The sequence below is a fragment of the Flagellimonas chongwuensis genome, from assembly GCF_013376415.1.
Taxonomy (GTDB): domain Bacteria; phylum Bacteroidota; class Bacteroidia; order Flavobacteriales; family Flavobacteriaceae; genus Flagellimonas; species Flagellimonas chongwuensis.
In genome coordinates, this window is sequence record NZ_WYET01000001.1 from 222,915 (window position 1) to 248,704 (window position 25,790).

The window sequence follows — 25,790 nt, forward strand, 5'->3', positions numbered from 1 at the left end:
TAATTTTAATAGGATGAAAAGATATTGTTTTGCTCTACTTGTTTTTGGTGTGTTATCCGCTGCCTCCGGGCATTCACAATCCCTTCCTGCGGAAAATATTCTAGAAAAGGCCATTGCCTTTCACGATCCGAATGGAAATTGGGAAAGCTTGCAGGCCACCTTTAAAGTCATGATGGAAACCCCTAACAGCCCAGAAAGGACTAGTGTAATTCAGGTTGATTTTCCAAAACAGGAATTTAATCTGGATGTATCCCAAGGAGATAATACATATTCCTACCAAATTGAAAACACATCCTGCGAGATTACCTTGAACGGAAGTAAAAAATACACCCAAAAGGAAGCTGAAGAGTTCAAATTGAACTGTGAACGCGGCAATTTCATGAAAGACTATTATACCTATCTCTACGGACTCCCCATGAAGCTGAACGACCCAGGAACCAACTTGGAACCAAAAGCTGAAAAGAAAACATTCAAAGGCAAAGATTATCTTGTTCTAAAGGTAACTTATGATGCAACAATCGGAAAGGATACTTGGTATTTTTACTTTGACCCTACCACCTATGCCATGGAAGTATATCAGTTTTACCATGATGAAAGCAAAAATGATGGTGAGTATATCATTTTAAAGGGACTGGAGACCATCGAGGGTATAAAAATGCCAAAAACAAGGGCGTGGTACATGAACAGGGACGATACATATTTGGGCACTGATACCTTGTCAAAAGAGGTACAATAGCCTACCTATAAAAATTCATTTCATCCATATACTTCCAAACCGTATATGGCAATAACGGACGGATATTTTTTCCTGCCTTATGTGCCTTACGAATAAAAGTGGAGGAAATTTCCATAATCGGGGCATCGACCCGAGTGATCTTGGGATGGTCTTTAAATTCATGTTCCACAACGCCTTCTGAAACTCTAGGATAGACATGAATGGAATAGTGCTCCAAGATGGTTTCATAATTCTTCCATTTATGGAAACTCTTCAAATTATCTTCTCCCATGATCAGTGAAAAACGATGGTCCTTACCGTAGTTGTCATCCAAATGGGCCAGTGTATCTGTCGTATAGTTTGGCTGTGGGAGGTCGAACTCTATTTTACTGGGCTTTAGTTTGGGATACTCTTGTACTGCCTCAAAAACCATTTGATACCGATGGTGGTTGTCCAGAAGCGATTGCTTGACCTTAAACGGGCTTTGCGGGGTAATTACGAACCAAACCTCATCCAAATCGGAAAACTCAACCATATGGTTCGCAATGATCAAATGACCAATATGTATGGGGTTGAAGGTCCCGAAAAAGAGCCCTACCTTTTTCATGGTCTAGTTTTCTTTTGGAGGTATCTCTACACCGAGGAATTCTGCCACCAATTTATGAGCTTCGTCTAACGCGACAGGTAAATCATAATTTTTGATGATTTTATCAAACTGAGGGGCCGTGGCAAGCTCCACTGAAGCTTTCGCAATTCTCATATTGATCTTATCGTCGCTCTCGGTACTTCTCTTTTTGAGCCTGATCTTAAGTTCATCAACACTGGGTGGCTTTACAAATACCGCCAAAGTCTTCTCAGGAAATTTCTTTTTGATTCTTAGTCCACCGGACACATCAATATCAAAAATTACATTTTTTCCTTCTGACCAAAGTCGTTCCACTTCGCTTTTAAGGGTGCCATAAAAATTATCTCGGTATACCTCTTCCCATTCTAGGAAGTCCCCGTCCTTAATGTGTCTCTTGAATTGTGAGACCGACATAAAATAGTAGTTGATACCATTCTTTTCCTTGCCCCTACGTGGACGTGAAGTAGCCGAAATGGAAAATGCTAAGTTGAGTTCGGGTTGATTCAACAAATGTTTCACAATGGTCGTTTTTCCACTGCCCGATGGTGCAGAGAAAATGATAAGTTTACCGCCTTCCGTCATAACACATTCAGCATTTGTTCCTTGATTTTTTCCAATTCGTCTTTCATTTGCACTACCAATTGTTGCATGGGGGCATAGTTTGCCTTAGAACCAATGGTATTGATTTCCCTTCCGATTTCTTGGGAAATGAATCCTAGTTTTTTTCCATTGGAATCATCGGAGTTTAGGGTCGATTCAAAATATTTCAGGTGGTTGGCCAACCTTACCTTTTCTTCTGTGATATCGTATTTTTCCAAATAATAGATGAGTTCCTGCTCAAACCTATTGGCGTCCAGCTCCACCTTTAAATCGGCCACCGATTTCTCCAATCGTTCACGTACTGTTCCAAGTCGCTCGGGATCCATGGTATTCACCTTTTCCAATAGATTGTTCAAGTTGTTGAGCCTTGCTACAAAGTCTTCTTCCAAAACTTTTCCTTCTTCATTTCTAAATTCGACGATTTTGGAAAGGGCTTCGTTCATAGCCTTGATTATGGACTTGTACTCCTCCTCATCGATATCGTCCTTATCCGTTTTTAACGTATCCGGCATCCGCAGGGCCATCTCCAGGAGTTTAATGTCGTCTCCCTTGACAATATTGGCCAGTTGATCCATATAATTCCGAACCACACCTTGATTGACTTCTGCCGTGGTTTCCTCCCCGGTTATTTCAACATAAAGATTAAAATCAACCTTGCCCCTCACCAAAGCCCCAGCTATCATTTTGCGCAGTTCCAGTTCCTTTTCGCGATAGAATTGCGGAAGTCTGGCATTGATGTCCAAACTCTTGCTATTGAGCGACTTGAGCTCTATAGTGATTTTTTTGGAAGGAAGCTGCACTATATGCTTCCCAAAGCCTGTCATGGATTGAATCATAGATGTATGATAAATTTTGCCAAAGGTAACCAAAATAGGTTACTGGCACTTTAAAGATTCTATCTGGCAAACGGTGAAAGGGAGTTAATTCAACTCCCTTACCCAAATATTTCTATAGCTTACCCTACTGTTGTCCCCATGATCCTGAAGTCTAAGAGGTCCCTTTCCGTGTGGAGGGTTTTTAGGCCAACCAATGTAAGGGGTGGTTCCCTTGATCTCTACATGATCTTGCACCAAAACACCATTATGTATCACGGTAAGAGTACCGGACTTTACTTTTTGACCTTTTTCAAACTCTGGCGCGTGATAAATAATATCGTAGGTATTCCATTCCCCTGTGGGCACGGAAGCCATGGCCAAGGGTATGTGCTGTTTGTAAATGGAGCCAACTTGACCATTTACGTAGGTGTCATTGTCATTGTTATCCAATACCTGCACCTCGTAGAGTCCGTTCAGGAAGATTCCACTGTTTCCCCTATTTTGGCCATCCCGTTGTACTTCGGCAGGTGATTTCCACTCAACATGCAACTGTACGCTCCCAAAATTCTGCTTGGTCTGGATGTCGCCGGTTCTATCCTTAACGGTCATACTGCCGTCCTTGTTCAAAGTCCATTTGGCGGCAGTACTGTCCACAGTGCTTATCCATTTATCCAACGAGGTACCATCGAACAATACAATGGCATCGCTTGGAGACGCACCGTTCTCACCGGGTGTTACTTTTGGAGGAACAGGCTTGTATAATTCGGTCGCTTCAGGTTTTGTGGGCTCTACTTCCTGAGCATTAACGAATAAACCTGTCATCACGGCAACTATCCCCAAAGTGTATTTCAATCTTTTCATTCTACAACTCTTTAATCTTAATATCCCTGAATGCTACCACATTCCCATGGTCCTGCAATCCAATTTTACCTGTATTAAAAGCGGCGAAATCTTCCCAGTCGGCAAATTTGGAATTGGCAATCAATTTGTCCCATTCCGGACCTTCCAACGGAAACTCCACAATTTTGGTCCCGTTCAAAATTACATGACCTTGGTTGGTCTTGTGATTGATCATCAATTCCACGGAGTTCCATTCGCCCGCTGGTTTGACCACTTTTTCAGATGGTGGAACAATGTCGTACAAGGATCCCGCCAAACGATCTTCTCCATTTTTTGCATCAGGGTGTCTCTCGTCATCCAAAACTTGAATTTCCGGACCGGTAACGTATGGCTGGCCATATTCCTCCCCTTCCTTTACGCCCCAAAAGAATCCACTGTTTCCTCCTTCGGAAATCTTCCAATCCAGGGTCAGTACAAAATCGGTAAACTCTTCATCGGTCACCAAGTTGTAGTTGGCTCCTTCGGGTCTTTTTTCCATTGGGTAAAACACCATGGCTCCATCTTCTAGTTTCCAAGGCTCGGTAACCTCTCCTCCATTGTACATGTGCCAACCGTCAAAACTTGTCCCGTCGAACAAGGTGGTCCATTCAGCTTCTTTTTCTTCAACTACCTCCGTCATTTCTTCTTGAACTTCTTCTTTGTTTTCCTTTGGTTTGTCCTTGCAGGCAAATACTGCTGCAAGAGCTATAAACAACAATGGTTTTTTCATAATCCTAATATGTTTTTAAGTTTTTGTTCATCGATATCCGCTCCAGCGAAATCATCAAATGTTTTTGTGGTTGCTTCTATAATATGATCTTGAATAAATTTGGCTCCTTCGCGAGCTCCTTGTTCAGGGCTCTTGATACAGCACTCCCATTCCATTACGGCCCATACATCGCATCCGTATTGAGTCAGTTTGGAGAAGATTGTCTTGAAATCTATTTGTCCATCTCCCAAAGAACGGTACCTACCTGCTCTATCTCCCCAATCGTTATAACCACCAAAGGCTCCTTTTTTCCCAGTTGGATTAAACTCGGAATCCTTCACGTGGAACGATTTGATAAACTCATGATAGTGGTCGATATAGGCTATATAATCCAGTTGTTGTAGTACGAAGTGACTTGGGTCGTACAAAATGTTGACTCTTTTATGATTCCCAGTGGCTTCCAAAAAGCGTTCAAAGGTATCACCATCATGAAGGTCCTCGCCAGGATGGATTTCATAACAAACATCCACGCCTTCTTCATCAAAATGGTTAAGGATGGGCATCCATCTATTGGCCAGCTCCTCAAAACCCATCTCTACCAATCCAGCCGGTCTTTGCGGCCATGGATGAGCGGTGTGCCAAAGCAAGGAACCTGAAAATGTCGCATGGGCCTTAAGTCCAAGTCTTCGGCTTGCCGTAGCGGCTTTTTTAACGGTTTCTATCGCCCATTTTGTGCGCTCTTTTGGCTTTCCGTGCAATGCTTCGGGTGCAAAATTGTCGAACATGATATCATAGGCAGGATGTACCGCTACCAACTGCCCCTGTAGGTGGGTAGATAGCTCGGTGATCTCCAAACCATAGGAATTTATCGTTCCTTTGAGTTCATCACAGTAATCTTGGCTTTCGGCCGCTTTGTCCAAATCTATCAAGAAGGATTCCCAAGTTGGTATCTGAATCCCTTTGTACCCTAAATCTGATGCCCATTTGCACATACCGTCCAAAGTATTGAACGGAGGTTGATTGTCCACAAATTGCGCTAGGAATACGGCCGGTCCTTTAATTGTCTTCATTTAGTTAAAATTTAAGGAATTAGGAAATCCCAAATTAATTGGGATTTATCTTTTATATTTAAGAAAAAAACTATGCTATTTTTAGGTCTCATGTAGAAAAACATAAATATAGGGATTAGCTAACAATTAAAACAACATTAAAGTGATTGAAAACAAAGTTTATGATGCCATTGTTGTAGGAACGGGCATAAGTGGCGGTTGGGCCGCCAAGGAATTATGCGAAAACGGACTCAACGTGTTGGTATTGGAACGAGGGCCAATGGTGAAGCATATTGAAGATTATAAAACCATGAACGATGATCCGTGGGATTATACTTTTAAAGGAGAGCTTTCCCGTGAGGACAAAGAAAAATATCATAAACAACTTAGGGTCGGGTGGGCGCCCAAAGAAGATGTAAAACACTTTTTTGTGAACGATTTGGAACACCCTTACCAAGAGACCAAACGTTTTGATTGGATCAGGGGCTATCAAGTGGGGGGAAGATCCCTGACCTGGGGACGACAAAGTTATAGATGGAGCGACATTGATTTTGAGGCAAACCAGAAGGAGGGTATTGCCGTAGATTGGCCGGTGCGCTACAAAGATATTGCTCCTTGGTACGACAAAGTTGAATCCTACATCGGCGTTAGCGGCCAGGCTTTGGGCCTCAAACAACTACCCGATGGTGTTTTTCAGCCACCTATGGAACTCAACTGTGTTGAACTGGAGCTCCAGGAATCGCTTAGTAAAGAGTTTGATGATGGTCGCTTGCTTACCATTGGCCGTGCGGCACATATTACTGAAAACACTACCGATTTTACGGGTCGAGGACCTTGTCAATTTAGAAGCCGTTGTTGGAGGGGTTGTCCCTTCGGAGGTTACTTTAGTAGTAATTCATCTACCTTGCCCGCTGCGGAAAGAACCGGAAACTTGACCTTGAGGCCAAATTCAATCGTACACCAAGTGGTCTATGATGAAAATAGGAACCGGGCGACCGGCGTCAAAATTATAGATGCTGAAACACAGGAAAAACTGGAATTTAACAGTAGTATAGTTTTCCTTTGCGCTTCCTCCATGGCATCCGTGGGGATTCTGCTTCAATCGAAATCCAATAGGTTTCCCAATGGAATGGGCAACGAACACGACCAGCTAGGAAGGAACATCATGGACCATCACTACCAACTCGGAGCATCGGCAAAAGTAGATGGGCATTTGGACAAATATTATAAAGGGCGAAGACCCAACGGCATCTATATTCCAAGATTTGTTAATCTGGATGAGAAAACTAAACGCCCGGATTTTCTCCGTGGTTTTGGTTATCAAGGTGGGGCCAATAGAACCGATTGGTCGGAAATGGTTGCAGAGATGGGATATGGAGAGGCGCTAAAAGAATCCATTTTAAAGCCTGGAGGCTGGGAAATTGGATTGGGCGGCTTTGGTGAAATGTTACCGTACCACGACAACCGAGTAACCTTGAGCAAGGACAAAAAGGATAAATGGGGACTGCCCCAACTGGATTTTGACGTTGAATTCAAAGAAAACGAATACAATATGCGAGAGGCCATAAAAGTAGAAGGCGAGGCTATGTTGAAAGCAGGCGGCTTTAAAAATATTTCCGTTTTTGATATGGAGACAGGACCAGGTCTAGGTATTCACGAAATGGGAGGTGCCCGCATGGGTCACGACCCAAAAACTTCCGTGCTGAACAAACATAACCAATTGCATGCAGTACCCAATGTTTATGTTACCGATGGTGCTTTTATGACATCTTCAAGTTGCGTAAACCCATCTTTGACCTATATGGCATTTACGGCAAGGGCCGCCAACCATGCTGCGGAACAGTTCAAACAAAATAAATTTGCTTAAAACCTACTTATGGAAAATGCTTCAGCCCGAAATCTTTGGGGCGATTTTTTGGATGCCTATTTGGAGTTTGCTTCTGAGGACGCACCAAAGGTGATTCACTTTTGTGATAATGAAAAAGATGCCAACTTGTGCGCAGATTTGATCTGCAAAGAAACCAAAAGAGCGACAACATATAGCCTCAAAGGGATACAGCTCCGCAATGAAGCTTTGCCCAAAATCGGGGATTTTTATGTGGTAACGGACTGGAGTGGCGATGCCAAATGTATTATACGAACCACTGCTGTTAAGCTTCTCCCCTACTTCAGCATCAGGGAAGAGCATGCCCGTTTGGAGGGTGAAGGAGATAAAAGCCTCGACCATTGGAAAAAGGTCCATTGGGATTATTATACCCGGGAACTATCTGAGTTAGGGACCAAACCTACCGAAAGTATGATTGTGGTGTTTGAGCAGTTTGAGATGCTTTATAAAAAATAATGGCTGCCAATTGGCAGCCATTACCTATTCTTTGTTGAATACATAAGGATTTAATCCATATCCACCCAAATATTTCCTTGTTTGTGGGAAGCTACCGTGTTCTCTATAAAATTAAGTCCACGTACACCGTCCATCATTGTAGGGAATTCACCATCATTGTATTCTTCACCACGGATGGCCCTTGCAACACCTAGGTAGATATTGGCCATAGAGTCAAAAATACCTTCTGGGTGTCCAGGGGGCAACTTTGTTCCGTCCAAAGACAGTTTGGAATTGTACTGATGCCCTGGTTTATATACCTGCAACGGTTCTGGATCATTCAACTTGTAGAGGTAATTTGGGTTTTCCTGTTCCCATTTCAACCCTCCTTTTTCACCGTAAATGGCTATGGTGAGATTGTTCTCCTCACCTGTGGCCACTTGGCTGGCCCTAATGACTCCTTTTACGTTTTTGTCCATGCGAATAAGGGCGGTACCATCCATATCCATGACATTGTCATCATACATATAATTGAAATCGCAGAGCAAGGATTGCACCTGCAGACCGGTGGTGTATTCTATCATGTTAAAGGCGTGTACACCGATATCTCCCATACAAGAACTGATTCCCGCTTTTTTGGGGTCGAGTCTCCATACGGTCCTACGCTTTTCCTTATCGTGAATAATAGGGTTCATCCAACCTTGATAATATTGCGCATCAACTTTGTGTACTTTCCCAATAACACCGTCCTTTATCATCTCGCGCATTTGTCGCACCATCGGATAACCTGTGTATGTATGTGTTACGGCAAATACCTTTTTGACTTCTTTAAGGGTCTCTTGAAGGATTTTGGCCTCTTCATATGTGGTGGTCATCGGCTTTTCACAGATGACATGGAAACCATTGTCCAAAAGTTTTTTTGCCATTGGAAAGTGCAAGAAGTTAGGCGTAAGAATGGAGCAAACTTGAATACGTTCGTCTTCTGGAAGCTTCATCTCTTCTTCTATCAACGTATCAAAATCTTTATAGATACGATTGGTTGGAATATCAATTTCCTTGGCAAAGGCTATACTTTCATCATGGTCTGGGTTAAACACAGCACCAACAATCTCGTAATTATCATTAATAAAGGCTGCCACCCTGTGCAGCACACCAATAAGCGAATCCCCTCCTCCTCCGAGAATTCCGAGTCTAATCTTTTTAGGCATTTTTATTATTTTATTTTCAATTATACTACTTCTTCTGCTGTATGGCCCTGAGGCACTCTTCTTTCTTCCAATTTCTTACGAAACAGGAACAAAATGGAAAACAGAATCAACACTGCCAACGGAAAAAACATCATTTTCCCCAAGGTTGCCTTTCCTGCTGCCAATTCCGCCACCTCATCGGCAAGTCCAGATGAAACAGCTGTTTCTTTTGCTGTGTCCAACCAACCGCCGATCACGGGTTGCCATATGGCCGTGGAGAACATTCCTGCCCCACCTACCAAGGACATTCCCAATGCTCCCGTTTTGGGAAGGTATTCGGAAGTAAACCCAATCATGGTAGGCCAAAAATAACAAACTCCCAACGCAAAAAGAACGGCTGCCAAATAAATCATGGAGCCTTCGGCAACACTCATGCTATACACTGCTGCGGTAGTTATCAGGGCGGACATCACCAAAACCCCAATAGGATTAAGCCTATGTACAATGGGCCCGGCAAAATATCGGCCTATGGCCATAATACCGGTCACCATGGCCAAGACCAACATGGGGCTTGCCCCAGAATTACCCAAAATTCGTTCCACCCATTGTTGAGGGCCAAATTCTGAAATTGCGGTGAGGGTCATGCACAACATGATAAAAATGAACAATGGGTCTGCAAGACCTTTGATGTTCTTTGTGGTGTCCGTTTCGATATGTTCGCTTTCTGGAAACTGTTGCTTAAAGAACATATATCCGTAGATAAGCGTAGGTATCAACATTACCGCAATCTGCAATTGCCAACCCATTCCAAAATCGGTCATAAACTTGGAGATAAGGGAGCCGATCACAATTCCTCCAGGGAACCATACGTGGAACCTGTTCAACATGGCTGTACGGTTCTTGGTGAACATATCGGCAATCATCGGATTACAGGCCGCTTCCACCGAACCATTGGCAAAGCCAATAAAGAAGGTGGATATAATCAATGTCCAAAACCCTCCTGCCATTATAGTAAGGATCAATCCAAGCATGTGGCAGACAAATGCTGTTACCATGAGTTTACGTGCCCCAATTTTATTGTAGAGCAATCCACCAAAGATCATGGCAATAGGGAATCCAAAAAAGCCCATACTGTTTATCCAACCTAATTGTTGATTGGAAAGCATGAATTCCTCCCCTAATTGGGTCAATATACCCGCCCTAATGGCAAAGGTCATGGATGTAACCACCAGCGATATACAGGCTGCCAGAAATAGCTGATTCTTGTTTACGTTTTTCATTTTTGTTTCAGTTAATTTTGGTTGTATCTATAATCTTATGTCCTATTTTGATCATATTTAAATCAAAGGGTGTCCGAGCATGTGCATTCCCGATTACCTAAGATTTATATTCTACTTTCTCGTTCTTGAATATTAATGCAAACAACACGAATACTACTGCCGCGAATGCTGCTGGATAAATCCAAATACTTTCCCAAGCATGGGCGCCGTCTTCCATAGTAAGTGAATCGGTAATCTGGCCTGCGATCCAGAAACCTATTAACATTCCCACTCCATAGGTGGCCAATGTAATCAAGCCCTGTGCTGCACTTTTGTACTTTTTACCAGCTTTTGTATCGGTATAAATTTGTCCGGATACAAAGAAGAAATCATAACAAATTCCATGCAGTGCAATCCCAAGAATCAGCATAAAAGATAATTCATCAGCATTACCATAGGCGAACAATAGGTAACGAACCGTCCAGGCCAACATACCTACCAATATGGTCTTCTTAAATCCAAATCTGGTGAAAAAGAAAGGTAGTGCCAGAATGAAAAGTGCTTCGGAAATTTGACCGATGGCCATTTTACCTGTTGGGTTTGGCAATCCTATTTCTGACAGGAACGGGTTGGCATTTTGATAGTAAAAAGCCAACGGGATACAAATTAATACTGATGATATAAAGAACACCAAGAAGTTTTTATCCTTCAACAGTTTCAATGCATCAAGTCCCAACACATCGGAGATGGTCACTTTTTCGCTTTTGTCCACCTTTGGCGGTGTCTTTGGCAATGTGAAGCTGAAAAGCCCCAAAACTGCCGAAGCGATTCCAGCCATCAAAAATGTATTTCTAAGCATTCCCGCTTCCAAAGCTTCTGGAGAGTCCCAAACAAAAAGGTAGCTTATTACCAACCCTGCGATAATCCAACCAATGGTACCAAACACACGGATATTCGAGAACTCCTTTGCTGGGTCTTTCATTTGATTGAACGATATGGAATTCACCAAAGCCAATGTTGGCATATACAAAATCATATAGCCCAATACGTATGGATAGAAGGCGGCAAAATCGTCCGATTGATACATCTGGTACATTAAAAATGCACCGATAAGGTGCAATACCCCCAAAATTCGTTCGGCATTAAAATATCTGTCAGCAATAAGTCCAATAATGAACGGAGCTATTATAGCACCCCATGATTGGGTGGAAAAAGCCATCGAGGATTGCCCTGCTGTTGCTTCTAGATTATTCCCTAGGAATGTTCCCAGGGTAACAAACCAACCTCCCCAGATAAAAAATTCGAGGAACATCATAAATGAGAGTTGGAATTTGGTCTTAATATTCATTGTTGGTATTCAAAAATTAGTAATTATCGTTTGTAATGCACATAGTCCAAAGGCTCGGGCTCTATCCCTGCATTTCTCAACTCCATCATAATTTGCCCCCTATGGTGCGTGGAATGATTGATGATATGAAAAAGGATGTCCTCCAGTTTATTTGAAAAATTCTTTCCTGTACTGTTGGTATATTCCACTCGTTTATCAAAAGTATCCGTGCTGGATACAATTTCAAAGGAAGTTCGTTGATTTTCGTAATGAATGTCTTCCCATGTATCTACCTCATGCAGGTCCCAGACTCCAAATTCAGTTGGGTATTCCAGTATCCTTTGGTTCCAAATATGATGGGCATTTAGTATATGACTAAAAAGTCTAATGCAGTTGTCCGGAACCTGGCCCGGACCACTGCATTGTTCAATTATTTTTTTGTTACAATAGAAATTGTAATCGAAGAGCTGTTGTAAAAATCCCTTCATCTACCCATTTATATTTAGTAGGACTATTCCAGTACTTTTTCCAAAAGTTTCTTGGTTGCCAATATTCCTTCTTCTTCGCTAAGTTCAGAGCCTTCGTACTCTACCCCAACATAACCTTCGTATCCAGCATCCAATACAATATCCATGATTTTAGGATAATCCACTCTGGTCTCATAGCCTTCTTCATTGAAACTGTAGGATTTGGCACTAACACCTTTGGCATAAGGCATCAATTCTTTTACCCCTTTATATTTGTCGTACTCTTCCAAACATTCTGATGAATAGTAATCCCCTGCTTCCCTTTTGATGCAGAAGTTTCCAAAATCCGGCAATGTACCACAATTGTCCATGCCCACTTTTTCCATAACGTCTGCCAACATTTGGGCATTGGAAGATGGCCCGCCGTGATTCTCTACAATAATATTGATGTTTTTGTCCTTGGCATAAGTGGCCAATTGGGTAAGCCCCGCAACGGATGCAGGCATCCATACTTCTGGCTCCATGCTTCCGTTAAGGTTAACGCGGATGGAGTGGCAACCCAAAGCTGCGGCCGCATCTACCCATTTATAATGGTTTTCCACTGCTTTTGTTCTTTCGGCTTCATCAGGAACCGCGATGTCGCCTTGTCCATCCACCATGATCAAAAGATTCTTCAACCCATATTTTTCACTTTCGGCCTTACTCTTTTCCACCCATTTGTTCATGGCCTCTTCGGAAAAATTCGCAGCTTGCAGTTCTTTATAATAAAGAGCGCTCACATATTCCAATCCCTCAAAACCCCATTTGCTTGCTTTTTCCGCAAACGTGTAAGGATCAACGCCTTCTTCGAAAATCATTTTGTGAATGGACCATTGTGCCAGAGAAAGCTTAATGTCCGGTTTAGGCTCATCTTCTGCTACTACCTCGGTACCAGATTCCTCCGCTGTTTCCTTCTTTGAATTCTCTTTACAGGAATAAAATCCTAAAAAAGCCACGGCAATAAGTGTGACAATACTTTTCTGTGCTAAACTACTTCTGTTCATATTTTTACGTTAGTTAATTTCGTGCGGAATCCAAAAACTACAACGTTATAGTGCTGAATTCTCAATAAACATAGGGATTAAATGTAGAAAATTAATTTAATAATTAATACATTTAGCAAATAAACAATCCGAATAAATGAGTAAATTTTATTACAATCAGGAGCAGGAATCCTACGATGCCATTGTGGTAGGTACGGGTATCAGCGGTGGTTGGGCTGCAAAAGAATTGTGCGAAAACGGTCTCAAGACTTTGGTCTTGGAGCGTGGCCCCATGGTAAAACACCGTGAAGATTACCCTACGGCCAATATGGACGATTGGGATTTTAAGCATGCGGGCAGAGCAACCCGAGAAGACGTTAAGCAACAAGAGAAACAATCCAGAACCGGTTACACCACTGGTGCAGCCTCAAAACATTGGTTTGTAAACGACTTGGACCATCCTTACAACGAGACCAAACGTTTCGATTGGATGAGAGGTTACCACGTAGGTGGACGTTCCATTATGTGGGGACGACACAGCTACAGATGGAGCGACATTGATTTCACTGCAAACAAAAATGAGGGAATCGCCGTGGATTGGCCAGTACGCTACAAGGACATAGCCCCTTGGTACGATAAAGTTGAAAGTTACATCGGTGTATCCGGTGAAAATTTAGGTCTGCCTCAACTTCCCGATGGACAGTTTGAGCCCATGATGGAACTCAATTGTGTAGAGGACCACGTAAGAGGCAAGGTCGCCGAACATTTTGGTGGCCGTGTTATCACTGCAGGTAGGGTGGCCCACATAAACAGTGACAAACAGTTTGATGGTGACGGTCGGGTTCGTTGTCAATTTAGGAACCGTTGTATTAGAGGATGTCCTTTCGGAGCATATTTTAGCAGCGTTTCTTCTACGTTGCCAGCTGCCGAAGCTACAGGAAACATGACCCTTAGACCAGATTCCATTGTACACGAGGTAATCTATGACCCTAACACCAAGAAAGCTACAGGCGTTAAGGTTATCGATAGAGAAACAAAGGAAGAATTTGAATTCAAAGCAAAAGTTATTTTCCTATGTGCTTCTGCCATTGCTTCTACTTCCATTTTGATGCAATCCAAATCGGATAGGTTCCCTAACGGTTTAGGAAACGACTCCGGAGAATTGGGCCACAACATTATGGACCACCACTTTTTAGTAGGTGCATCCGGTAAGTTTGATGGTTACGAAGACAAATACTACAAGGGCAGAAAGCCCAATGGAGTGTACATTCCAAGATTTAGAAACCTTGGCGGTGATTCCGATATGAAAAACTTTAAACGTGGTTATGGCTACCAAGGAGGTGCGGGCAGAGGCAATTACGAAGAATTGGTCGCCGAAGCAGCTTACGGAAAAGCATATAAAGATGCAATGTTGACTCCCGGTGGATGGAACTTTAGCATCAATGCTTTCGGTGAAACCCTCCCTTACCACGAAAACAAAATGACCTTGGATTACGACAAAAAGGACAAGTGGGGACTCCCTACTGTAACCTTTGATGCCGAAATCGGTGAAAACGAGCACAACATGCGCAAGGATATGCAAGAGCAAGCGGTTCAAATGCTCGAAAAAGCAGGTGCAAAAGACATCACCGCTTTCAACGCCCCTTATGCATTGGGTCTGGGAATCCACGAAATGGGTACCGCCCGTATGGGGCTTGACCCAAAAACTTCCGTAGTCAATGGGAACAACCAAGTACACGGATGTAAGAACGTATATGTGACCGATGGTTCCTTTATGGCATCTGCAAGTTGCGTAAACCCATCGTTGACTTATATGGCATTTACCGCAAGGGCAGCCAACCATGCCGCCCAAGAACTTAAAAAAGGAAATATATAATGGAAAGAAGATCAGCACTTAAAAATATGGGACTGGCCTTCGGTTATGCCGTGGCCACCCCGACATTGTTATCGCTATTGCAAAGCTGTAAGGACAAACCCGCATATTCGGAGTGGTCCCCCAGCTTTTTGAGCAAGGAGCAAGGGTATGCCTTAGCGCAGACCGTGGATGTAATTCTTCCCAAAACGGATACTCCTTCTGCAACCGAGGTAAATGTTCATGTATTTATCGATGCCTATTTGGACGAAGTAATGCCTTTGGACCAAAGAGAGTTTGTCATCATGAAAATGAACAAGTTCTATGACAAGGTATTGGCCGATTCTGGCAAAGAATCTCTATTGGATTTGGAAGCCGCGGATATAGAGCCAGCTTTGCAAGCATACCTACGAAAACGTTCGGATGAAGAGGAAGAAGCACATTCCGAAGCCATCATGAACTACATGGAAGCCATTATGCAAGGTGGAGAAGGTAGTTTGGATGATGATATTGCCCGTTTTTCCTTTGCCAATGACTTGAGGGATTTGGCCACTTGGGCCTACAAATCCTCAGAATATGTGGGTGAGGAAGTATTGGCTTATTTGCCAATTCCTGGTGAATATATCGGTTGTGGCGACCTTGAAACCTTGACAGGCGGCAAGGCTTGGTCTATCTAAGCTTTAATTAACATCCATAAAATCAAAAACCTCCAATACTGGGGGTTTTTTTATATACGGTTACCAAAAAAATACCTCGGATGGTTCTACTGTGGGGTAAACTTATCCGAGGCATAAAATCAATAAACACTATCACATTTGCCATTCAAGGCACAAAAAACTGTATACGCAGTACAGTAACAACTGTATTATCGGCACAGTAATTTGTTGAAGATTTCCAAAAAATAATTCGAGAATCCTTTGCTTTACAGCGAGTGAAATCTACCTAAATTGAATTTTTCGGTCAACACAGACAAAGATTTAAAAATACCTTGAGTTTTTAAAGATTCAACGCTAAAAACACCCTTAAAGTTTTTAACACAAAATGTTGAAATCTAGGCACAGACTTGCCTTGTAAGCAATACTTTACAAAATCTGTAAAAACAAAAGACCAAGTAACATAGAAGTATGCTTACCTGGTCTTGCTTTTACGATGAACCGGCCAAAGAGCCAAATATTACCAAAGAGTACGGCCTCTTCAATTGAGCCTTACTAAATCTTTTTTTGTCCTAGGTAGTTCCCCCGAAACCTAAAACCAAATCCAGATTATGGCCAAACAGAAGTTAATTGTGCAAGCGGTTTATACAATCAAAAGATTGGTTGCCGTGGCCGTACAATTATTTGGTAATACAAAAATTTTAAGAGCTAATGTGTTACAAAATCATTTCTTCGCAACAACCTTATTCCAATCGCCTCCCAATTGGGCATTGTTCTTTTCTGATAACGCGGCAAAAAACAATGCCACTATCAAAATCAAAAACAATATTGCACATTTTTTCATTTTCTGGCTATTTCAAAATTGTCCTCTTATTTTTGACATGCCGAATATAGACAACTAAATTTCACGCATATAATGTCTATGTATAAACTGTTCTGTTTTATGTATAATTGGTTTTTGCGTATGGGAAACCAGCTTTAGCTTTCCTGCTAACTAAAGCCCAAAACAGAAAAAACCAGTGATTTTTCACCTGATTCCCCTTTTTATACCAGTTATACGTGCTAAATATCCATTAACACATTATTTTATTGCCATGTAGAGAATAATTCTAAATTTGGTATAACCTATATTAGATTATGCTAGAAGCAGTAATAGTTGATGACGAAATAAAAGCCCTCCAAAGCCTAAGCTGGGAACTTACCAACTTGAGCGATGAAGTGGATATTATTGCATCTTTTACAGATGCCAGGGAAGCTTTGGACTATTTGGAAAAGAACACTCCCGATTGTCTATTTTTGGATATTGAAATGCCCGCAATGGACGGGTTCCAGTTTATAAAAAACTTGAAAAACAAGGATTTTCCTGTTGTCATTACTACAGCCTATAATCAATATGCCCTGCAGGCCCTAAAAAATGAGGCCATCGACTATCTCCTAAAACCGATAGACTCGGATGATCTGGAGGAAACCATAGCTAAAATAAAAAAGTTCAACGCTAAAAATTTGACCGTTGAACGCTTGGAAAGAATTCTTCTTAATTTTAATTCGGAATCGCAAAGCAAAAAAATAACCATCAATACGGATGGTAAATTGGTCTTTTTGAACAGCGATGAAATCCTGTATGCAGAATCCGACGGTAATTACAGTACTATTTTTCTAAAGGATGGACAAAAAATCCTTCTCACGAAAAAATTGAAGGAAGTCAATGCCTTGTTACCAGAAAGTAGCTTTTTTAGAATACACAACTCTTATATAATCAATCTCAACAAAATAAAAGAATTCCTCAAAACCGACGGTTATGTGGTTCTGGAATCCAATCATAAAATCCCAGTCTCCCGGCAAAAAAAATCCGACTTTTTGGATATGCTATAATCTCAAAATGTTCACGTGCCTATAGTAAAGTTCCTCCTTATTAAAAACCTACCTCGAGCGCGAACCGGGCCTCTGGTCACCTTTTTGCTGTTCTCTTTTTTATCTCCTTTACATGCTCAAAACCTCACCGACGAGTTTGTTGAGAAAACGGAAATATTGGTAAAACTTAAACCCAAGACCTACGAAGCACTAGATGAAGAGCTGTATTCCGAAAAAAGGGACACCTCACTATTAAGATATTTTGCCAACTTTAGTAAAGAAAACGACTATTTGGAAGGACAATCTTATGCCTTGAACCAATTAGGCATGAAGTATCGGAACTTTTCCGAATATGAGAAAGCCGTTGCATTGCACGAACAAGCCTTGGCCGCCTCGGAAAGAGCGAACAATATTGATTTTAAAGTGCTTAGTTTAAATATGCTGGGGGTAGTCTACAGACGTACCGATGGGATAAAGACCGCATTGGATTATCACCAAAAGGCGCTTGAACTGGCAGAACAAATCGAGAACCCATCCAACCATATTAAAAGAAGTATCAATGTTGCCCTCAATGGCATTGGAAACCTGTACCAAACTTTGGAGCAGTACGATTTGGCCATATTACAATTTAGAAGGGCATTGAAACTGGAAGAGGAACTGGGCAACAAATTGGGGTTGGCCATAAACCATCAAAATATTGGGCATTGCCTAGAGGAAAAGGGCGATTTGGAAGAGGCTTTGGAAAATTACAGGAAATCCTTGGCCTATAACGAGGAAATCGATTCGGAAGTAGGCCGTGTTATATGCAAAAACAGTCTGGCGCAAATCTATCTTAAACAGAACATGCCCTATTTGGCGTTGGTCCTTTTAGAGCCTCTACATTCGGAGTCCGAAAAAATCGGAGACTTCTCCGTAACGGGCCTAGTCTATATCAATACGGGATGGGCACATACCAAATTGGGCAACTATGAGGAAGCCGAAACCTTTATCCAAAAAGGACTTACAATGGCGCAAAACCGAAATATGCCCAGTAATATTTTGTACGCGTATGAAAAGATGTCCGATCTAGAAAACGCCAAAGGAGATTTTAAAAAAGCTTATGAGTCCTATAAAAAGGCCAGTGAATACGAAAAGGAAATTTCCAGTGCAACCAACCTACGGTACATGAACGATATTATCGTTAGGTACGAAAACGACAAGAAGAACAGCCAGATCGCGGTTTTGGCAAAAGAAAACGAAATCGTTCGGCTAAGGCTTAAAAAAAATCAGACAACTCTTCTGGTAAGTGCATTGATCGTGGGGCTAATTTCATCCATACTCTATATTCTTTACCGGCAATACCAGAGCAAGAACGAGAAGAGAGTACTCACTTTGGAGCAACAAATGCTGCGTAGCCAAATGAATCCTCATTTTTTGTTCAACTCCTTGAACTCGATCAAACTTTATATTATAAACAACGAACAAAAAAATGCCGTTCATTATCTGAACAAGTTCTCCAAACTTGTCCGAAAAATTCTAGAAGCATCTTCCCAAAAGGAAATCCCGCTATCCGAAGAACTGGGAACCATGGAGCTATACATGAATATCGAAAATATCCGGTTCTCCAACGAAATAGATTTTAAAATAGAAGTAGAAAAGAACATCAATATAAATAATATCAAAATCCCATCTTTGACACTTCAGCCTTTTCTCGAAAACTCCCTATGGCATGGGCTATCTCCCAAAGAAGGTGAAAAGAAAATAAAGATCAATGTAAAGCACAAGGATAGGGGACATGTCACGATTGAAATTGTGGACAACGGCGTGGGAAGAACAATGGCCGAACTTAACAAGGAAAACCGTGTACTAAAAAGAAAGTCTTTGGGTATTCGCATTACCAAGGAACGATTGGCCAATTTCGCTAAGGACTATCAAAACAAATTTGATGTGGATATCTTGGATCTGTTCGATGAGAACGGTGATCCTATTGGAACCAAAGTTGTGCTGGACATCCCCACTATCTAGTCTTTTCTGCAGCTACTTCCTCCAATTCCTTGTACCAGGCCTTTCCGAACTTTTTGATCAAAGCATCTTTTACAAACTTGTAGATAGGGACTTTCAATTCCTTACCCAAGGAGCAAGCCGGATCACAGATTTCCCATTTATGGTAATTGACTGCGGTAAATTCCGAATATTCCCTTGTACGAACCGGATACAGATAGCACGAAATAGGTTTTTTCCATTTGGTGGCACCGGCTTCATAAGCAGCTTCCAGTCCACATTTGGCTATCCCGTCATCAGAGAAAATCACATAAGCGCATTCATTATTGTTCACCAAAGGGGTTTCCCATTCACCATCCTCTCCTTTTACAAAAACCCCATGTTCTTCAATGGCAGCAATACCTTCCGGGCGCAAAAAAGGCTTCACCTCATCATAAATATTGAGTAACTTGTCCGTCTCGGAATCCTCCAACGGCGCACCATACTCGCCACCCACACAACAAGCTCCTTTGCAAGCATTCAGATTGCAAACAAAATCATTTTCCAGTATCTCTTCGGATACTATGGTCTTTCCTATCTGGAACATAATATGTCCTTACTTTTTGGGCAAAGGTAAATCAAAACCAAAAAATTGATGATTTATAAACACTTTATATGATCCAAAAGTGTTTTTTACCCGTAAATTTGCCGTCCAAAAAAAAGACGCCATGAATTTTAATTTTAAGGAAATAGCGACCGCTGGAATGGTATTGTTTGCTGTAATCGATATTTTAGGAAGTATCCCTATTATTTTATCGCTCAGAAGCAAGGTGGGTCATGTGCAATCCGAAAAGGCCTCCATTGTGGCCATTTCAATTATGATTGCCTTTCTGTTCGTTGGTGAAAGCATTCTTTCTTTGATAGGAATCGATGTAAACTCCTTTGCAGTGGCAGGTGCATTTATCATCTTTTTCCTTGCCATTGAAATGATCTTGGGAATTTCCCTCTATAAAGACGATGAACCGGAAACCGCCTCCATTGTCCCCATTGCCTTCCCCTTGATCGCGGGTGCGGGAACACTTACTTCTATATTGTCCTTGCGGGCGGAATACCATGTGGAGAACATTATAGTGGCCATTATTATAAACGTTATCTTTGTATACATCGTGCTTAAATCCAGTGCCAGAATTGAGCGCATCTTGGGAAAGAACGGACTCAACATTATCCGCAAAGTTTTTGGGGTTATTCTTATGGCCATAGCCGTAAAGCTTTTTGTGACCAATGTAAACGGGCTACTATCGCACGCCGCTTAAAACATAGATATGAACAGGACATTTGCCTTAGTTTTAATTATACTCGCATTGGGCCTTATTGCTTACAATGTGACCTTGGTAGATTTTGAAAATCCAATACAAGGTGACAGTACAATCGCCCTGATCGGGATTGTTGCCTCTTTAAGTGCCATTGTATTGATGTTGATTTTTATGACTTCCAAAAAGATTGACAAAAAACTGAAGAAGTAAGTTAAGGCTTGATGTCTATTGCCCCTAGTTGGGATTCATCAATCTTGGCCTTGTCCAAAGCCTTTACTTTTTTGAGCATTGGGTCGTACTCTCCTTTTATTTGGGCCGATAGGTTTGGTGAATACAGTTGTTCCGCAATATTCGCCTTTATGAACGCCTTTATCTTGTCCTCGTAGGCGTAAAAATCCAGTTTTATCTTACGGTCCAGTACAAATTGGATAAAGTTGTCAAAAAGGATATCGTCTACTTGGAACTCGTCCAAAAATTGATTCTGCTCATATCCATCGTACATGGTTCTGTCCTCTTCCAAATGCTCGAAAACAAAACGTGCAAAAAACTGATAGGTATCGTCCATACTCTCAATAGCTTCTTCCTGATTGCTTCCTATCGGAACAAAAACATCTGGAATAATTCCACCTCCGCCATATACCACCTTGCCTTTCGGCGTGACAAACTTTAATGAGTCCGCCACCTTGATACTGTCCGCCGATTGAAGCTCGCCACTGGCATAGCGCTCCATAAACCTTTGGTAATAATCATGGTTCCCGTCTTTATAGGATTTTTGAATGGAACGCCCCGTTGGGGTATAGTATCGCGATACGGTCAAACGAACGGCAGACCCGTCGCCCAAATCCATTTCTCGCTGTACCAATCCTTTTCCGAAGGAACGGCGACCTACAATGGTACCTATATCGTTGTCCTGTAAAGCTCCTGCAATAATCTCACTGGCAGATGCCGAGCGTTCGTTGATTAGCACATATACCTCTCTATCTTCAAAATCACCTTTCTTAGTAGCGTAAGCCTTTTTGACTCTTCCTTTTTTGTTCTTTGTGAAGAGAATAAGCTTATCGTCCCCCAAGAACTCGTCAGCCAATTTTTCGGCTATGCCTAAATACCCCCCAGGATTGTCCCTTAGGTCCAAGGTCAGTTTTTCAGCACCTCTTAGCTTCAATTTGCGCAAAGCATCTTTAAACTCATCAAAAGTGGATTCGGCAAAACGGTTTATTTTAATATAGCCCATATCCTTGGTCAGCATATAATAGGCATCAACACTTCTGATGGGCACCCGGTCACGGACCACGGAAACATCCATCATCTGGTTATCGGTCTTTCTATAAACCTTTAAATTGACCTTGGTTCCAATTTTACCCTTTAGGGTGGAGACCACATCATCATTGGCGATTCTTCTTCCGTAAAGTGTATCCTTGTCCGCCATAAGAATACGATCACCAGGTTTTATACCACTGATATAACTAGGGCCGTTCTTTATAGTTCTTATCACAGTTATAGTGTCACGGTACATATAAAAGCTAACACCTATTCCCGCAAAGTCCCCTTTCATATTTTCGGCAACATCCTTCATTTCATCCTTTGGAATATATACTGAATGAGGATCTAACTTGCCCAAAATATTATTGACCGTTACATCCACGATGCTATCGGTATCCACATCATCCACATACTCGTAGTCAATGTAATCGATAAGCCGGTTGAGCTTGTCTTTTTTTGAATTGGTGGAGAAGAGCTTTTCCGGGGAATCGTTAAAATGGAGTTTGCCCCCTATAAAAATACCTATGGCTACTGCCAAAGCAAGTAGTGTGGGCCAAATATATCCTTTAATCTTTTTCATATAGCAATATGGTCTTAAACCATTTCTTCCAGAACTGGCAAATGAACAATCTCCACACCTGCCCTTTCCAGAAATTTTATTCCAGAGTCGTCTTTATATGCACTCTGGTATACCACACGTTTTATGCCAGCTTGGTGCACTAGCTTGCTACACTCCCTGCATGGGGACAATGTGATATATAATGTTGCACCTTCACAAGACTGTGTAGAGGAGGCGACTTTGAGAATTGCATTAGCCTCAGCGTGAAGGACATACCATTTAGTGTACCCTTCCTCATCTTCACAAAAATTTTCGAATCCAGTAGGAGTCCCATTGTACCCATCGGAAATGATCATTCTGTCCTTAACTATAATTGCTCCGACCTGCCTTCTTTTACAATACGATAATTTCCCCCATTCTTGGGCCATCCTCAAATAGGCTTTATCGTACTTTTCTTGTTTGCTCGCCTTCATAAATCAAAAAAATGCTGATAATTAAATAAATATACCTGCTTTGATAGACCCTCACAACCATCTTCAATAAAATTTAACTAAGGGCCTATATGGGGAACGTAGCTATGAGCAAGGGTATTGTAATGGCTATGATCAAAATTGAAGCGACCGCAATATAAATAGATCTTTTTACCTTCAAAAGACCTAAAACTACATAGGCAATAGCCAACACAACCAATATGATGGTCACTTGCGATAATTCTATACCGGTCGCAAAACCTAATAGAGGAGTAATCTTGTCCTCTTCTTCAGCCATCAACATCTTAAAATAGTTGGAAAATCCAAAACCGTGTATCAAACCAAAAAAAGCTGTCGCCAAAATATGCAGGAAAAGACCAATATCCAGGGATTCTTTGAACACATATGCAAAGTTGAACAAGGCCGTAAGCAAAATGGTGACCGGTATCAAAAACTCAATAAGACCAACATCTGCCGTAGTCACTTCATACACGGACAATGCCAACGATGTACAATGGGCAATGGTGAAAATAGTGGCCAATACAAGTACTTTTTTCCAACTTTTAAAAGTGAACGGAACTGCAAGGGCCGACAAGAATAAGATATGATCGTAGGCTCCAAAATCCAAAACATGGCTAAGTCCCAATTTTATGTAGAACAGAAATTCTTGCATGAAGTTTTGTTTTCAAATTTACCAATAAAAAACATTCCCTCATCCAAAAGCGGGCAAACCCCATGGAATTTATTTTAAATTAATCCAAATAATGATTTTGTTTTAGGGACCAGCCATTATATTTGCGAAAATTGGATTTCTACATTAAATCAATTAAACGATTGAACAGATGTGCAGTCGTATACCGGAATTTGATTCATTTAATCCAGTTGAAATAATATGAGCGCTTAACAATCGGTATGGGAAAAAGTAAGAAATACGGAATTAGAGATTTTATCAACGACGTTCACCTTTGGTTGGGACTCGTTAGCGGTATTGTTTTGTTTTTGGTCTGCCTAAGCGGAACTATTCTGACCTTTGAGGAGGAAATCGAAGGTTGGTTCAAAGAGGACATGAAGGTTGAGGCCATAGGAACCAAAAAATCGATTTCCAATTTGATAAATGACCCTATAATCCAAGAAAAAGGAATTCTCACATCCATCACCATTCCAACCGATGAAACCTCTCCGTATGAATTTTCTATTAAAGAAGACCTCAAGCAGCGAAGGGGAACAACATACGATATAAACCCTTACACCGCGGAACTTTTAGCCCCAGAAGATACGGGAATAGACAAGTTTATGTTCAGCATGTTCCGTATGCATAGATGGTTAATGATGGACATTAAATGGGGAAGACCGATTGTGGGCATTGCCACCATTATTTTTATGATATTGGCCATTTCCGGAATTGTGCTATGGTTCCCCAAAAAGATAAAATGGAAAACCGTGAAAGCCGGCTTTAAGATAAGGACCAATGCCAACTGGAAACGCATCAACCATGACCTCCACAATACTTTAGGATTTTATGCTTGTATTTTAATCCTAATCATGGGCATTACCGGGCTTTGCTGGTCGTTCGAAGGTTATAGGGACGGTCTCAGTGCCATCATGGGAACAAAGGTGTTCGGCAATCGGGGGGGAGGCCCAGAAATTGATTTGGAAAGCTTCGACAGTGAAAAATCAATCAGTTTGGAAGAGGCCATAGCCTTGGCCAACAAAGAGCTCAACTATGAGGGAGAACTATCGGTTAGCCTGCCCAACGATAAGAACCCCATCTACAGTTTCAGAAAACTGGCGGACGATTCTTGGTCTACCGTCGCCCAAGATAGGCTACAGATCCATACTTCCGGTGAGGTGGTCAGCAAAGAAATCTATGCTGACAAACCGCTAAACGTTAAAATTGCTTCGGCCATCAAGCCAATCCATACAGGAACCATTTACGGAACATTTAGCAAATGGATATACTTCTTGGCCTGCTTGATCGCGACCAGTTTGCCTATCACGGGAACTATTATTTACATTAACAAACTTAAAAAGAAGAGTAAGCGAAGAAGAAGTTTGGCCACCGCTTAGGAGATGCCCCTTTCTTTTTGAATGGATTCGTAGGCTTTCTGAACTTCCTTGAATTTTTCCTCGGCACCTTTACGGATGGCCTCGTTTTCGGTCACCACACGATCGGGATGGTACTTTTTGGCCATATTTCTATAAGCCTTTTTCACTTCATCATCGGTAGCGGTCTTCTCGATTTCCAAGATCTTGTACGAGTTGTCCGTAGATTTGATGAACATCGCCATGATACTTTCAAAATCATGCTGATTTACCCGAAAGTACCCTGCTATCTCCCTTAACTTTTGAATTTCTGCCTTGCTAACCTGCCCATCCGATTGGGCAATACCGAACAAAAAATGAAGCATTTGCAAGCGAACCTCATACCGGGTACGCTGCACCATAAAAGTACAGATGCGCTGCGCCGATATCTCCCTCTTTTTGATGACATCGTTGAACGTCCTGAAGATGGCATTGGCTTTTTCCTTTCCGTAGGTGCTCAAAAAATATTGTCTTACATAATCGAGCTCCCTTTGGTTCACCTGTCCGTCTGCCTTAATGATTATGGAGCAAAGTGAGAGTAGGTTCAATTCAAAATCGGCCGGGGAGACCGATTGTCTGGTCACATTTTCAAAAATAGAGCCAGGCCTTTTCCCTGAACCTCCAAAATTATCCAAAAAGGTCCCTACTATAAACCCAAGGACCGCACCGGGAAACCTAAACATAAAATAACCGAGCATAGCGGCTATCCACTTGATCATGCTGCAAAATTTAAAGCGCAAAGATAGGGGTTTGATTAAGAAACAAAGCTTTAAGCAATGTTAACGGTGATGAAAAAATCCTTACAATACCGTATCTT

At 41.7% G+C, this 25,790-nt stretch carries 27 protein-coding genes; 11 read left to right on the plus strand and 16 right to left on the minus strand.

Annotated features, from left to right (window positions below; all coding sequences use genetic code 11):
• Positions 1–13 precede the first annotated feature (13 nt).
• Positions 14–736, plus strand: a complete 723-nt coding sequence (locus GUA46_RS00945; protein WP_176618929.1) for a DUF6503 family protein — start codon at positions 14–16, stop codon at positions 734–736.
• Position 737: 1 nt separating this feature from the next.
• Here GUA46_RS00945 and nadD read toward each other — a convergent pair whose 3' ends face one another.
• From nadD to GUA46_RS00975, 6 genes are all read right to left on the minus strand, one after another.
• A complete protein-coding gene (nadD, locus tag GUA46_RS00950; RefSeq protein WP_176618930.1) occupies positions 738–1,322 on the minus strand; it encodes a nicotinate (nicotinamide) nucleotide adenylyltransferase in 585 nt (194 codons plus the stop codon).
• Between the two features lie 3 nt (positions 1,323–1,325).
• A complete protein-coding gene (gene gmk, locus GUA46_RS00955; RefSeq protein ID WP_176618931.1) occupies positions 1,326–1,922 on the minus strand; it encodes a guanylate kinase in 597 nt (198 codons plus the stop codon).
• Positions 1,919–2,776, minus strand: coding sequence for a YicC/YloC family endoribonuclease (locus GUA46_RS00960; protein WP_176618932.1), 858 nt, complete (start codon positions 2,774–2,776; stop codon positions 1,919–1,921). Before GUA46_RS00960 ends, gmk begins: the two co-directional genes overlap by 4 nt.
• A gap of 84 nt (positions 2,777–2,860) precedes the next feature.
• On the minus strand, positions 2,861–3,577 hold the full coding sequence (locus tag GUA46_RS00965) for a 3-keto-disaccharide hydrolase (RefSeq protein ID WP_229418433.1): 717 nt from the start codon (positions 3,575–3,577) through the stop codon (positions 2,861–2,863).
• A 40-nt stretch (positions 3,578–3,617) separates the two neighbouring features.
• The gene (locus tag GUA46_RS00970; RefSeq protein WP_176618934.1) at positions 3,618–4,364 is read right to left on the minus strand and encodes a 3-keto-disaccharide hydrolase; all 747 of its coding nucleotides are present in this window, start codon (positions 4,362–4,364) and stop codon (positions 3,618–3,620) included.
• Complete coding sequence (locus GUA46_RS00975) at positions 4,361–5,413, minus strand: sugar phosphate isomerase/epimerase family protein (protein WP_176618935.1); 1,053 nt, start codon at positions 5,411–5,413, stop codon at positions 4,361–4,363. The genes GUA46_RS00970 and GUA46_RS00975 overlap by 4 nt, the downstream gene beginning before the upstream one ends.
• 142 nt (positions 5,414–5,555) lie before the next feature.
• Here GUA46_RS00975 and GUA46_RS00980 point away from each other — a divergent pair, with 142 nt between their 5' ends.
• Both GUA46_RS00980 and GUA46_RS00985 read left to right on the plus strand, forming a co-directional pair.
• A complete protein-coding gene (locus GUA46_RS00980) occupies positions 5,556–7,259 on the plus strand; it encodes a GMC oxidoreductase (RefSeq protein WP_176618936.1) in 1,704 nt (567 codons plus the stop codon).
• Positions 7,260–7,268: 9 nt separating this feature from the next.
• Entirely contained in the window at positions 7,269–7,733 is a 465-nt protein-coding gene (locus tag GUA46_RS00985; protein ID WP_176618937.1) for an ASCH domain-containing protein, read from the plus strand.
• 50 nt (positions 7,734–7,783) lie between these two features.
• Here GUA46_RS00985 and GUA46_RS00990 read toward each other — a convergent pair whose 3' ends face one another.
• The 5 genes from GUA46_RS00990 to GUA46_RS01010 all read right to left on the minus strand — a co-directional run bounded on the left by GUA46_RS00990 (position 7,784) and on the right by GUA46_RS01010 (position 12,995).
• The gene (locus tag GUA46_RS00990; RefSeq protein WP_176618938.1) at positions 7,784–8,920 is read right to left on the minus strand and encodes a Gfo/Idh/MocA family protein; all 1,137 of its coding nucleotides are present in this window, start codon (positions 8,918–8,920) and stop codon (positions 7,784–7,786) included.
• Between the two features lie 20 nt (positions 8,921–8,940).
• On the minus strand, positions 8,941–10,179 hold the full coding sequence (locus GUA46_RS00995; protein ID WP_108245461.1) for an MFS transporter: 1,239 nt from the start codon (positions 10,177–10,179) through the stop codon (positions 8,941–8,943).
• A 97-nt stretch (positions 10,180–10,276) separates the two neighbouring features.
• Positions 10,277–11,506, minus strand: a complete 1,230-nt coding sequence (locus GUA46_RS01000) for a nucleoside permease (RefSeq protein ID WP_176618939.1) — start codon at positions 11,504–11,506, stop codon at positions 10,277–10,279.
• A gap of 23 nt (positions 11,507–11,529) precedes the next feature.
• Positions 11,530–11,973, minus strand: a complete 444-nt coding sequence (locus GUA46_RS01005; RefSeq protein WP_176618940.1) for a DinB family protein — start codon at positions 11,971–11,973, stop codon at positions 11,530–11,532.
• A gap of 23 nt (positions 11,974–11,996) precedes the next feature.
• A complete protein-coding gene (locus GUA46_RS01010; protein WP_108245464.1) occupies positions 11,997–12,995 on the minus strand; it encodes a sugar phosphate isomerase/epimerase family protein in 999 nt (332 codons plus the stop codon).
• 136 nt (positions 12,996–13,131) lie between these two features.
• Here GUA46_RS01010 and GUA46_RS01015 point away from each other — a divergent pair, with 136 nt between their 5' ends.
• From GUA46_RS01015 to GUA46_RS01035, 5 genes are all read left to right on the plus strand, one after another.
• Positions 13,132–14,850: a GMC oxidoreductase gene (locus GUA46_RS01015; RefSeq protein WP_108245465.1), complete on the plus strand. Its 1,719-nt coding sequence runs from the start codon at positions 13,132–13,134 to the stop codon at positions 14,848–14,850.
• A complete protein-coding gene (locus GUA46_RS01020; RefSeq protein WP_176618941.1) occupies positions 14,850–15,503 on the plus strand; it encodes a gluconate 2-dehydrogenase subunit 3 family protein in 654 nt (217 codons plus the stop codon). The genes GUA46_RS01015 and GUA46_RS01020 overlap by 1 nt, the downstream gene beginning before the upstream one ends.
• A 587-nt stretch (positions 15,504–16,090) precedes the next feature.
• A complete protein-coding gene (locus GUA46_RS01025; protein ID WP_108245467.1) occupies positions 16,091–16,381 on the plus strand; it encodes a hypothetical protein in 291 nt (96 codons plus the stop codon).
• 235 nt (positions 16,382–16,616) lie between these two features.
• Complete coding sequence (locus GUA46_RS01030; RefSeq protein WP_108245468.1) at positions 16,617–17,351, plus strand: LytR/AlgR family response regulator transcription factor; 735 nt, start codon at positions 16,617–16,619, stop codon at positions 17,349–17,351.
• Positions 17,352–17,366: 15 nt separating this feature from the next.
• Positions 17,367–19,334 carry a tetratricopeptide repeat-containing sensor histidine kinase gene (locus GUA46_RS01035; protein ID WP_176618942.1) on the plus strand — a complete coding sequence of 656 codons (1,968 nt, stop codon included), beginning with the start codon at positions 17,367–17,369 and terminating at the stop codon, positions 19,332–19,334.
• On the opposite strand, the gene GUA46_RS01040 is transcribed toward GUA46_RS01035, so the two are convergent.
• On the minus strand, positions 19,327–19,896 hold the full coding sequence (locus GUA46_RS01040) for a DUF3109 family protein (RefSeq protein WP_176618943.1): 570 nt from the start codon (positions 19,894–19,896) through the stop codon (positions 19,327–19,329). The genes GUA46_RS01035 and GUA46_RS01040 overlap by 8 nt on opposite strands.
• A gap of 121 nt (positions 19,897–20,017) precedes the next feature.
• Here GUA46_RS01040 and GUA46_RS01045 point away from each other — a divergent pair, with 121 nt between their 5' ends.
• Positions 20,018–20,602 carry a MarC family protein gene (locus GUA46_RS01045; RefSeq protein WP_163624157.1) on the plus strand — a complete coding sequence of 195 codons (585 nt, stop codon included), beginning with the start codon at positions 20,018–20,020 and terminating at the stop codon, positions 20,600–20,602.
• Between the two features lie 9 nt (positions 20,603–20,611).
• Positions 20,612–20,812: a hypothetical protein gene (locus GUA46_RS01050; RefSeq protein ID WP_176618944.1), complete on the plus strand. Its 201-nt coding sequence runs from the start codon at positions 20,612–20,614 to the stop codon at positions 20,810–20,812.
• A 1-nt stretch (position 20,813) separates the two neighbouring features.
• Here GUA46_RS01050 and GUA46_RS01055 read toward each other — a convergent pair whose 3' ends face one another.
• The 3 genes from GUA46_RS01055 to GUA46_RS01065 form a co-directional block, all read right to left on the minus strand.
• Positions 20,814–22,442, minus strand: a complete 1,629-nt coding sequence (locus GUA46_RS01055; protein WP_176618945.1) for a S41 family peptidase — start codon at positions 22,440–22,442, stop codon at positions 20,814–20,816.
• Between the two features lie 14 nt (positions 22,443–22,456).
• Positions 22,457–22,894, minus strand: a complete 438-nt coding sequence (locus GUA46_RS01060) for a deoxycytidylate deaminase (RefSeq protein ID WP_108245473.1) — start codon at positions 22,892–22,894, stop codon at positions 22,457–22,459.
• Between the two features lie 85 nt (positions 22,895–22,979).
• Positions 22,980–23,564 carry a HupE/UreJ family protein gene (locus GUA46_RS01065; protein ID WP_176618946.1) on the minus strand — a complete coding sequence of 195 codons (585 nt, stop codon included), beginning with the start codon at positions 23,562–23,564 and terminating at the stop codon, positions 22,980–22,982.
• A 239-nt stretch (positions 23,565–23,803) separates the two neighbouring features.
• Between GUA46_RS01065 and GUA46_RS01070 the strand changes: the two genes are divergently transcribed.
• Positions 23,804–24,958 (plus strand): PepSY-associated TM helix domain-containing protein, encoded by a 1,155-nt coding sequence (locus GUA46_RS01070; protein ID WP_176618947.1) that lies wholly within the window; start codon positions 23,804–23,806, stop codon positions 24,956–24,958.
• Here the strand turns inward: GUA46_RS01070 and GUA46_RS01075 are convergent.
• A complete protein-coding gene (locus tag GUA46_RS01075) occupies positions 24,955–25,692 on the minus strand; it encodes a TerB family tellurite resistance protein (RefSeq protein WP_176618948.1) in 738 nt (245 codons plus the stop codon). The genes GUA46_RS01070 and GUA46_RS01075 overlap by 4 nt on opposite strands.
• Between the last annotated feature and the right edge of the window lie 98 nt (positions 25,693–25,790).

What these genes read in the sequence shown, in the direction of transcription:
- GUA46_RS00970 (WP_176618934.1), bottom strand. Translation starts at nt 4,364, where the DNA reads ATGAAAAAACCATTGTTGTTTATAGCTCTTGCAGCAGTATTTGCCTGC.
- GUA46_RS01050 (WP_176618944.1), top strand. Translation starts at nt 20,612, where the DNA reads ATGAACAGGACATTTGCCTTAGTTTTAATTATACTCGCATTGGGCCTT.
- GUA46_RS01065 (WP_176618946.1), bottom strand. Translation starts at nt 23,564, where the DNA reads ATGCAAGAATTTCTGTTCTACATAAAATTGGGACTTAGCCATGTTTTG.
- GUA46_RS01060 (WP_108245473.1), bottom strand. Translation starts at nt 22,894, where the DNA reads ATGAAGGCGAGCAAACAAGAAAAGTACGATAAAGCCTATTTGAGGATG.
- GUA46_RS00945 (WP_176618929.1), top strand. Translation starts at nt 14, where the DNA reads ATGAAAAGATATTGTTTTGCTCTACTTGTTTTTGGTGTGTTATCCGCT.
- GUA46_RS01070 (WP_176618947.1), top strand. Translation starts at nt 23,804, where the DNA reads ATGGGAAAAAGTAAGAAATACGGAATTAGAGATTTTATCAACGACGTT.
- GUA46_RS01005 (WP_176618940.1), bottom strand. Translation starts at nt 11,973, where the DNA reads ATGAAGGGATTTTTACAACAGCTCTTCGATTACAATTTCTATTGTAAC.
- GUA46_RS00990 (WP_176618938.1), bottom strand. Translation starts at nt 8,920, where the DNA reads ATGCCTAAAAAGATTAGACTCGGAATTCTCGGAGGAGGAGGGGATTCG.
- GUA46_RS01010 (WP_108245464.1), bottom strand. Translation starts at nt 12,995, where the DNA reads ATGAACAGAAGTAGTTTAGCACAGAAAAGTATTGTCACACTTATTGCC.
- GUA46_RS00975 (WP_176618935.1), bottom strand. Translation starts at nt 5,413, where the DNA reads ATGAAGACAATTAAAGGACCGGCCGTATTCCTAGCGCAATTTGTGGAC.
- GUA46_RS01025 (WP_108245467.1), top strand. Translation starts at nt 16,091, where the DNA reads ATGGCCAAACAGAAGTTAATTGTGCAAGCGGTTTATACAATCAAAAGA.
- GUA46_RS01020 (WP_176618941.1), top strand. Translation starts at nt 14,850, where the DNA reads ATGGAAAGAAGATCAGCACTTAAAAATATGGGACTGGCCTTCGGTTAT.
- GUA46_RS01030 (WP_108245468.1), top strand. Translation starts at nt 16,617, where the DNA reads ATGCTAGAAGCAGTAATAGTTGATGACGAAATAAAAGCCCTCCAAAGC.
- gmk (WP_176618931.1), bottom strand. Translation starts at nt 1,922, where the DNA reads ATGACGGAAGGCGGTAAACTTATCATTTTCTCTGCACCATCGGGCAGT.
- GUA46_RS00960 (WP_176618932.1), bottom strand. Translation starts at nt 2,776, where the DNA reads ATGATTCAATCCATGACAGGCTTTGGGAAGCATATAGTGCAGCTTCCT.
- GUA46_RS00995 (WP_108245461.1), bottom strand. Translation starts at nt 10,179, where the DNA reads ATGAAAAACGTAAACAAGAATCAGCTATTTCTGGCAGCCTGTATATCG.
- GUA46_RS00965 (WP_229418433.1), bottom strand. Translation starts at nt 3,577, where the DNA reads ATGACAGGTTTATTCGTTAATGCTCAGGAAGTAGAGCCCACAAAACCT.
- GUA46_RS01075 (WP_176618948.1), bottom strand. Translation starts at nt 25,692, where the DNA reads ATGATCAAGTGGATAGCCGCTATGCTCGGTTATTTTATGTTTAGGTTT.
- GUA46_RS01015 (WP_108245465.1), top strand. Translation starts at nt 13,132, where the DNA reads ATGAGTAAATTTTATTACAATCAGGAGCAGGAATCCTACGATGCCATT.
- GUA46_RS01040 (WP_176618943.1), bottom strand. Translation starts at nt 19,896, where the DNA reads ATGTTCCAGATAGGAAAGACCATAGTATCCGAAGAGATACTGGAAAAT.
- GUA46_RS00985 (WP_176618937.1), top strand. Translation starts at nt 7,269, where the DNA reads ATGGAAAATGCTTCAGCCCGAAATCTTTGGGGCGATTTTTTGGATGCC.
- GUA46_RS01055 (WP_176618945.1), bottom strand. Translation starts at nt 22,442, where the DNA reads ATGAAAAAGATTAAAGGATATATTTGGCCCACACTACTTGCTTTGGCA.
- GUA46_RS01045 (WP_163624157.1), top strand. Translation starts at nt 20,018, where the DNA reads ATGAATTTTAATTTTAAGGAAATAGCGACCGCTGGAATGGTATTGTTT.
- nadD (WP_176618930.1), bottom strand. Translation starts at nt 1,322, where the DNA reads ATGAAAAAGGTAGGGCTCTTTTTCGGGACCTTCAACCCCATACATATT.
- GUA46_RS01000 (WP_176618939.1), bottom strand. Translation starts at nt 11,506, where the DNA reads ATGAATATTAAGACCAAATTCCAACTCTCATTTATGATGTTCCTCGAA.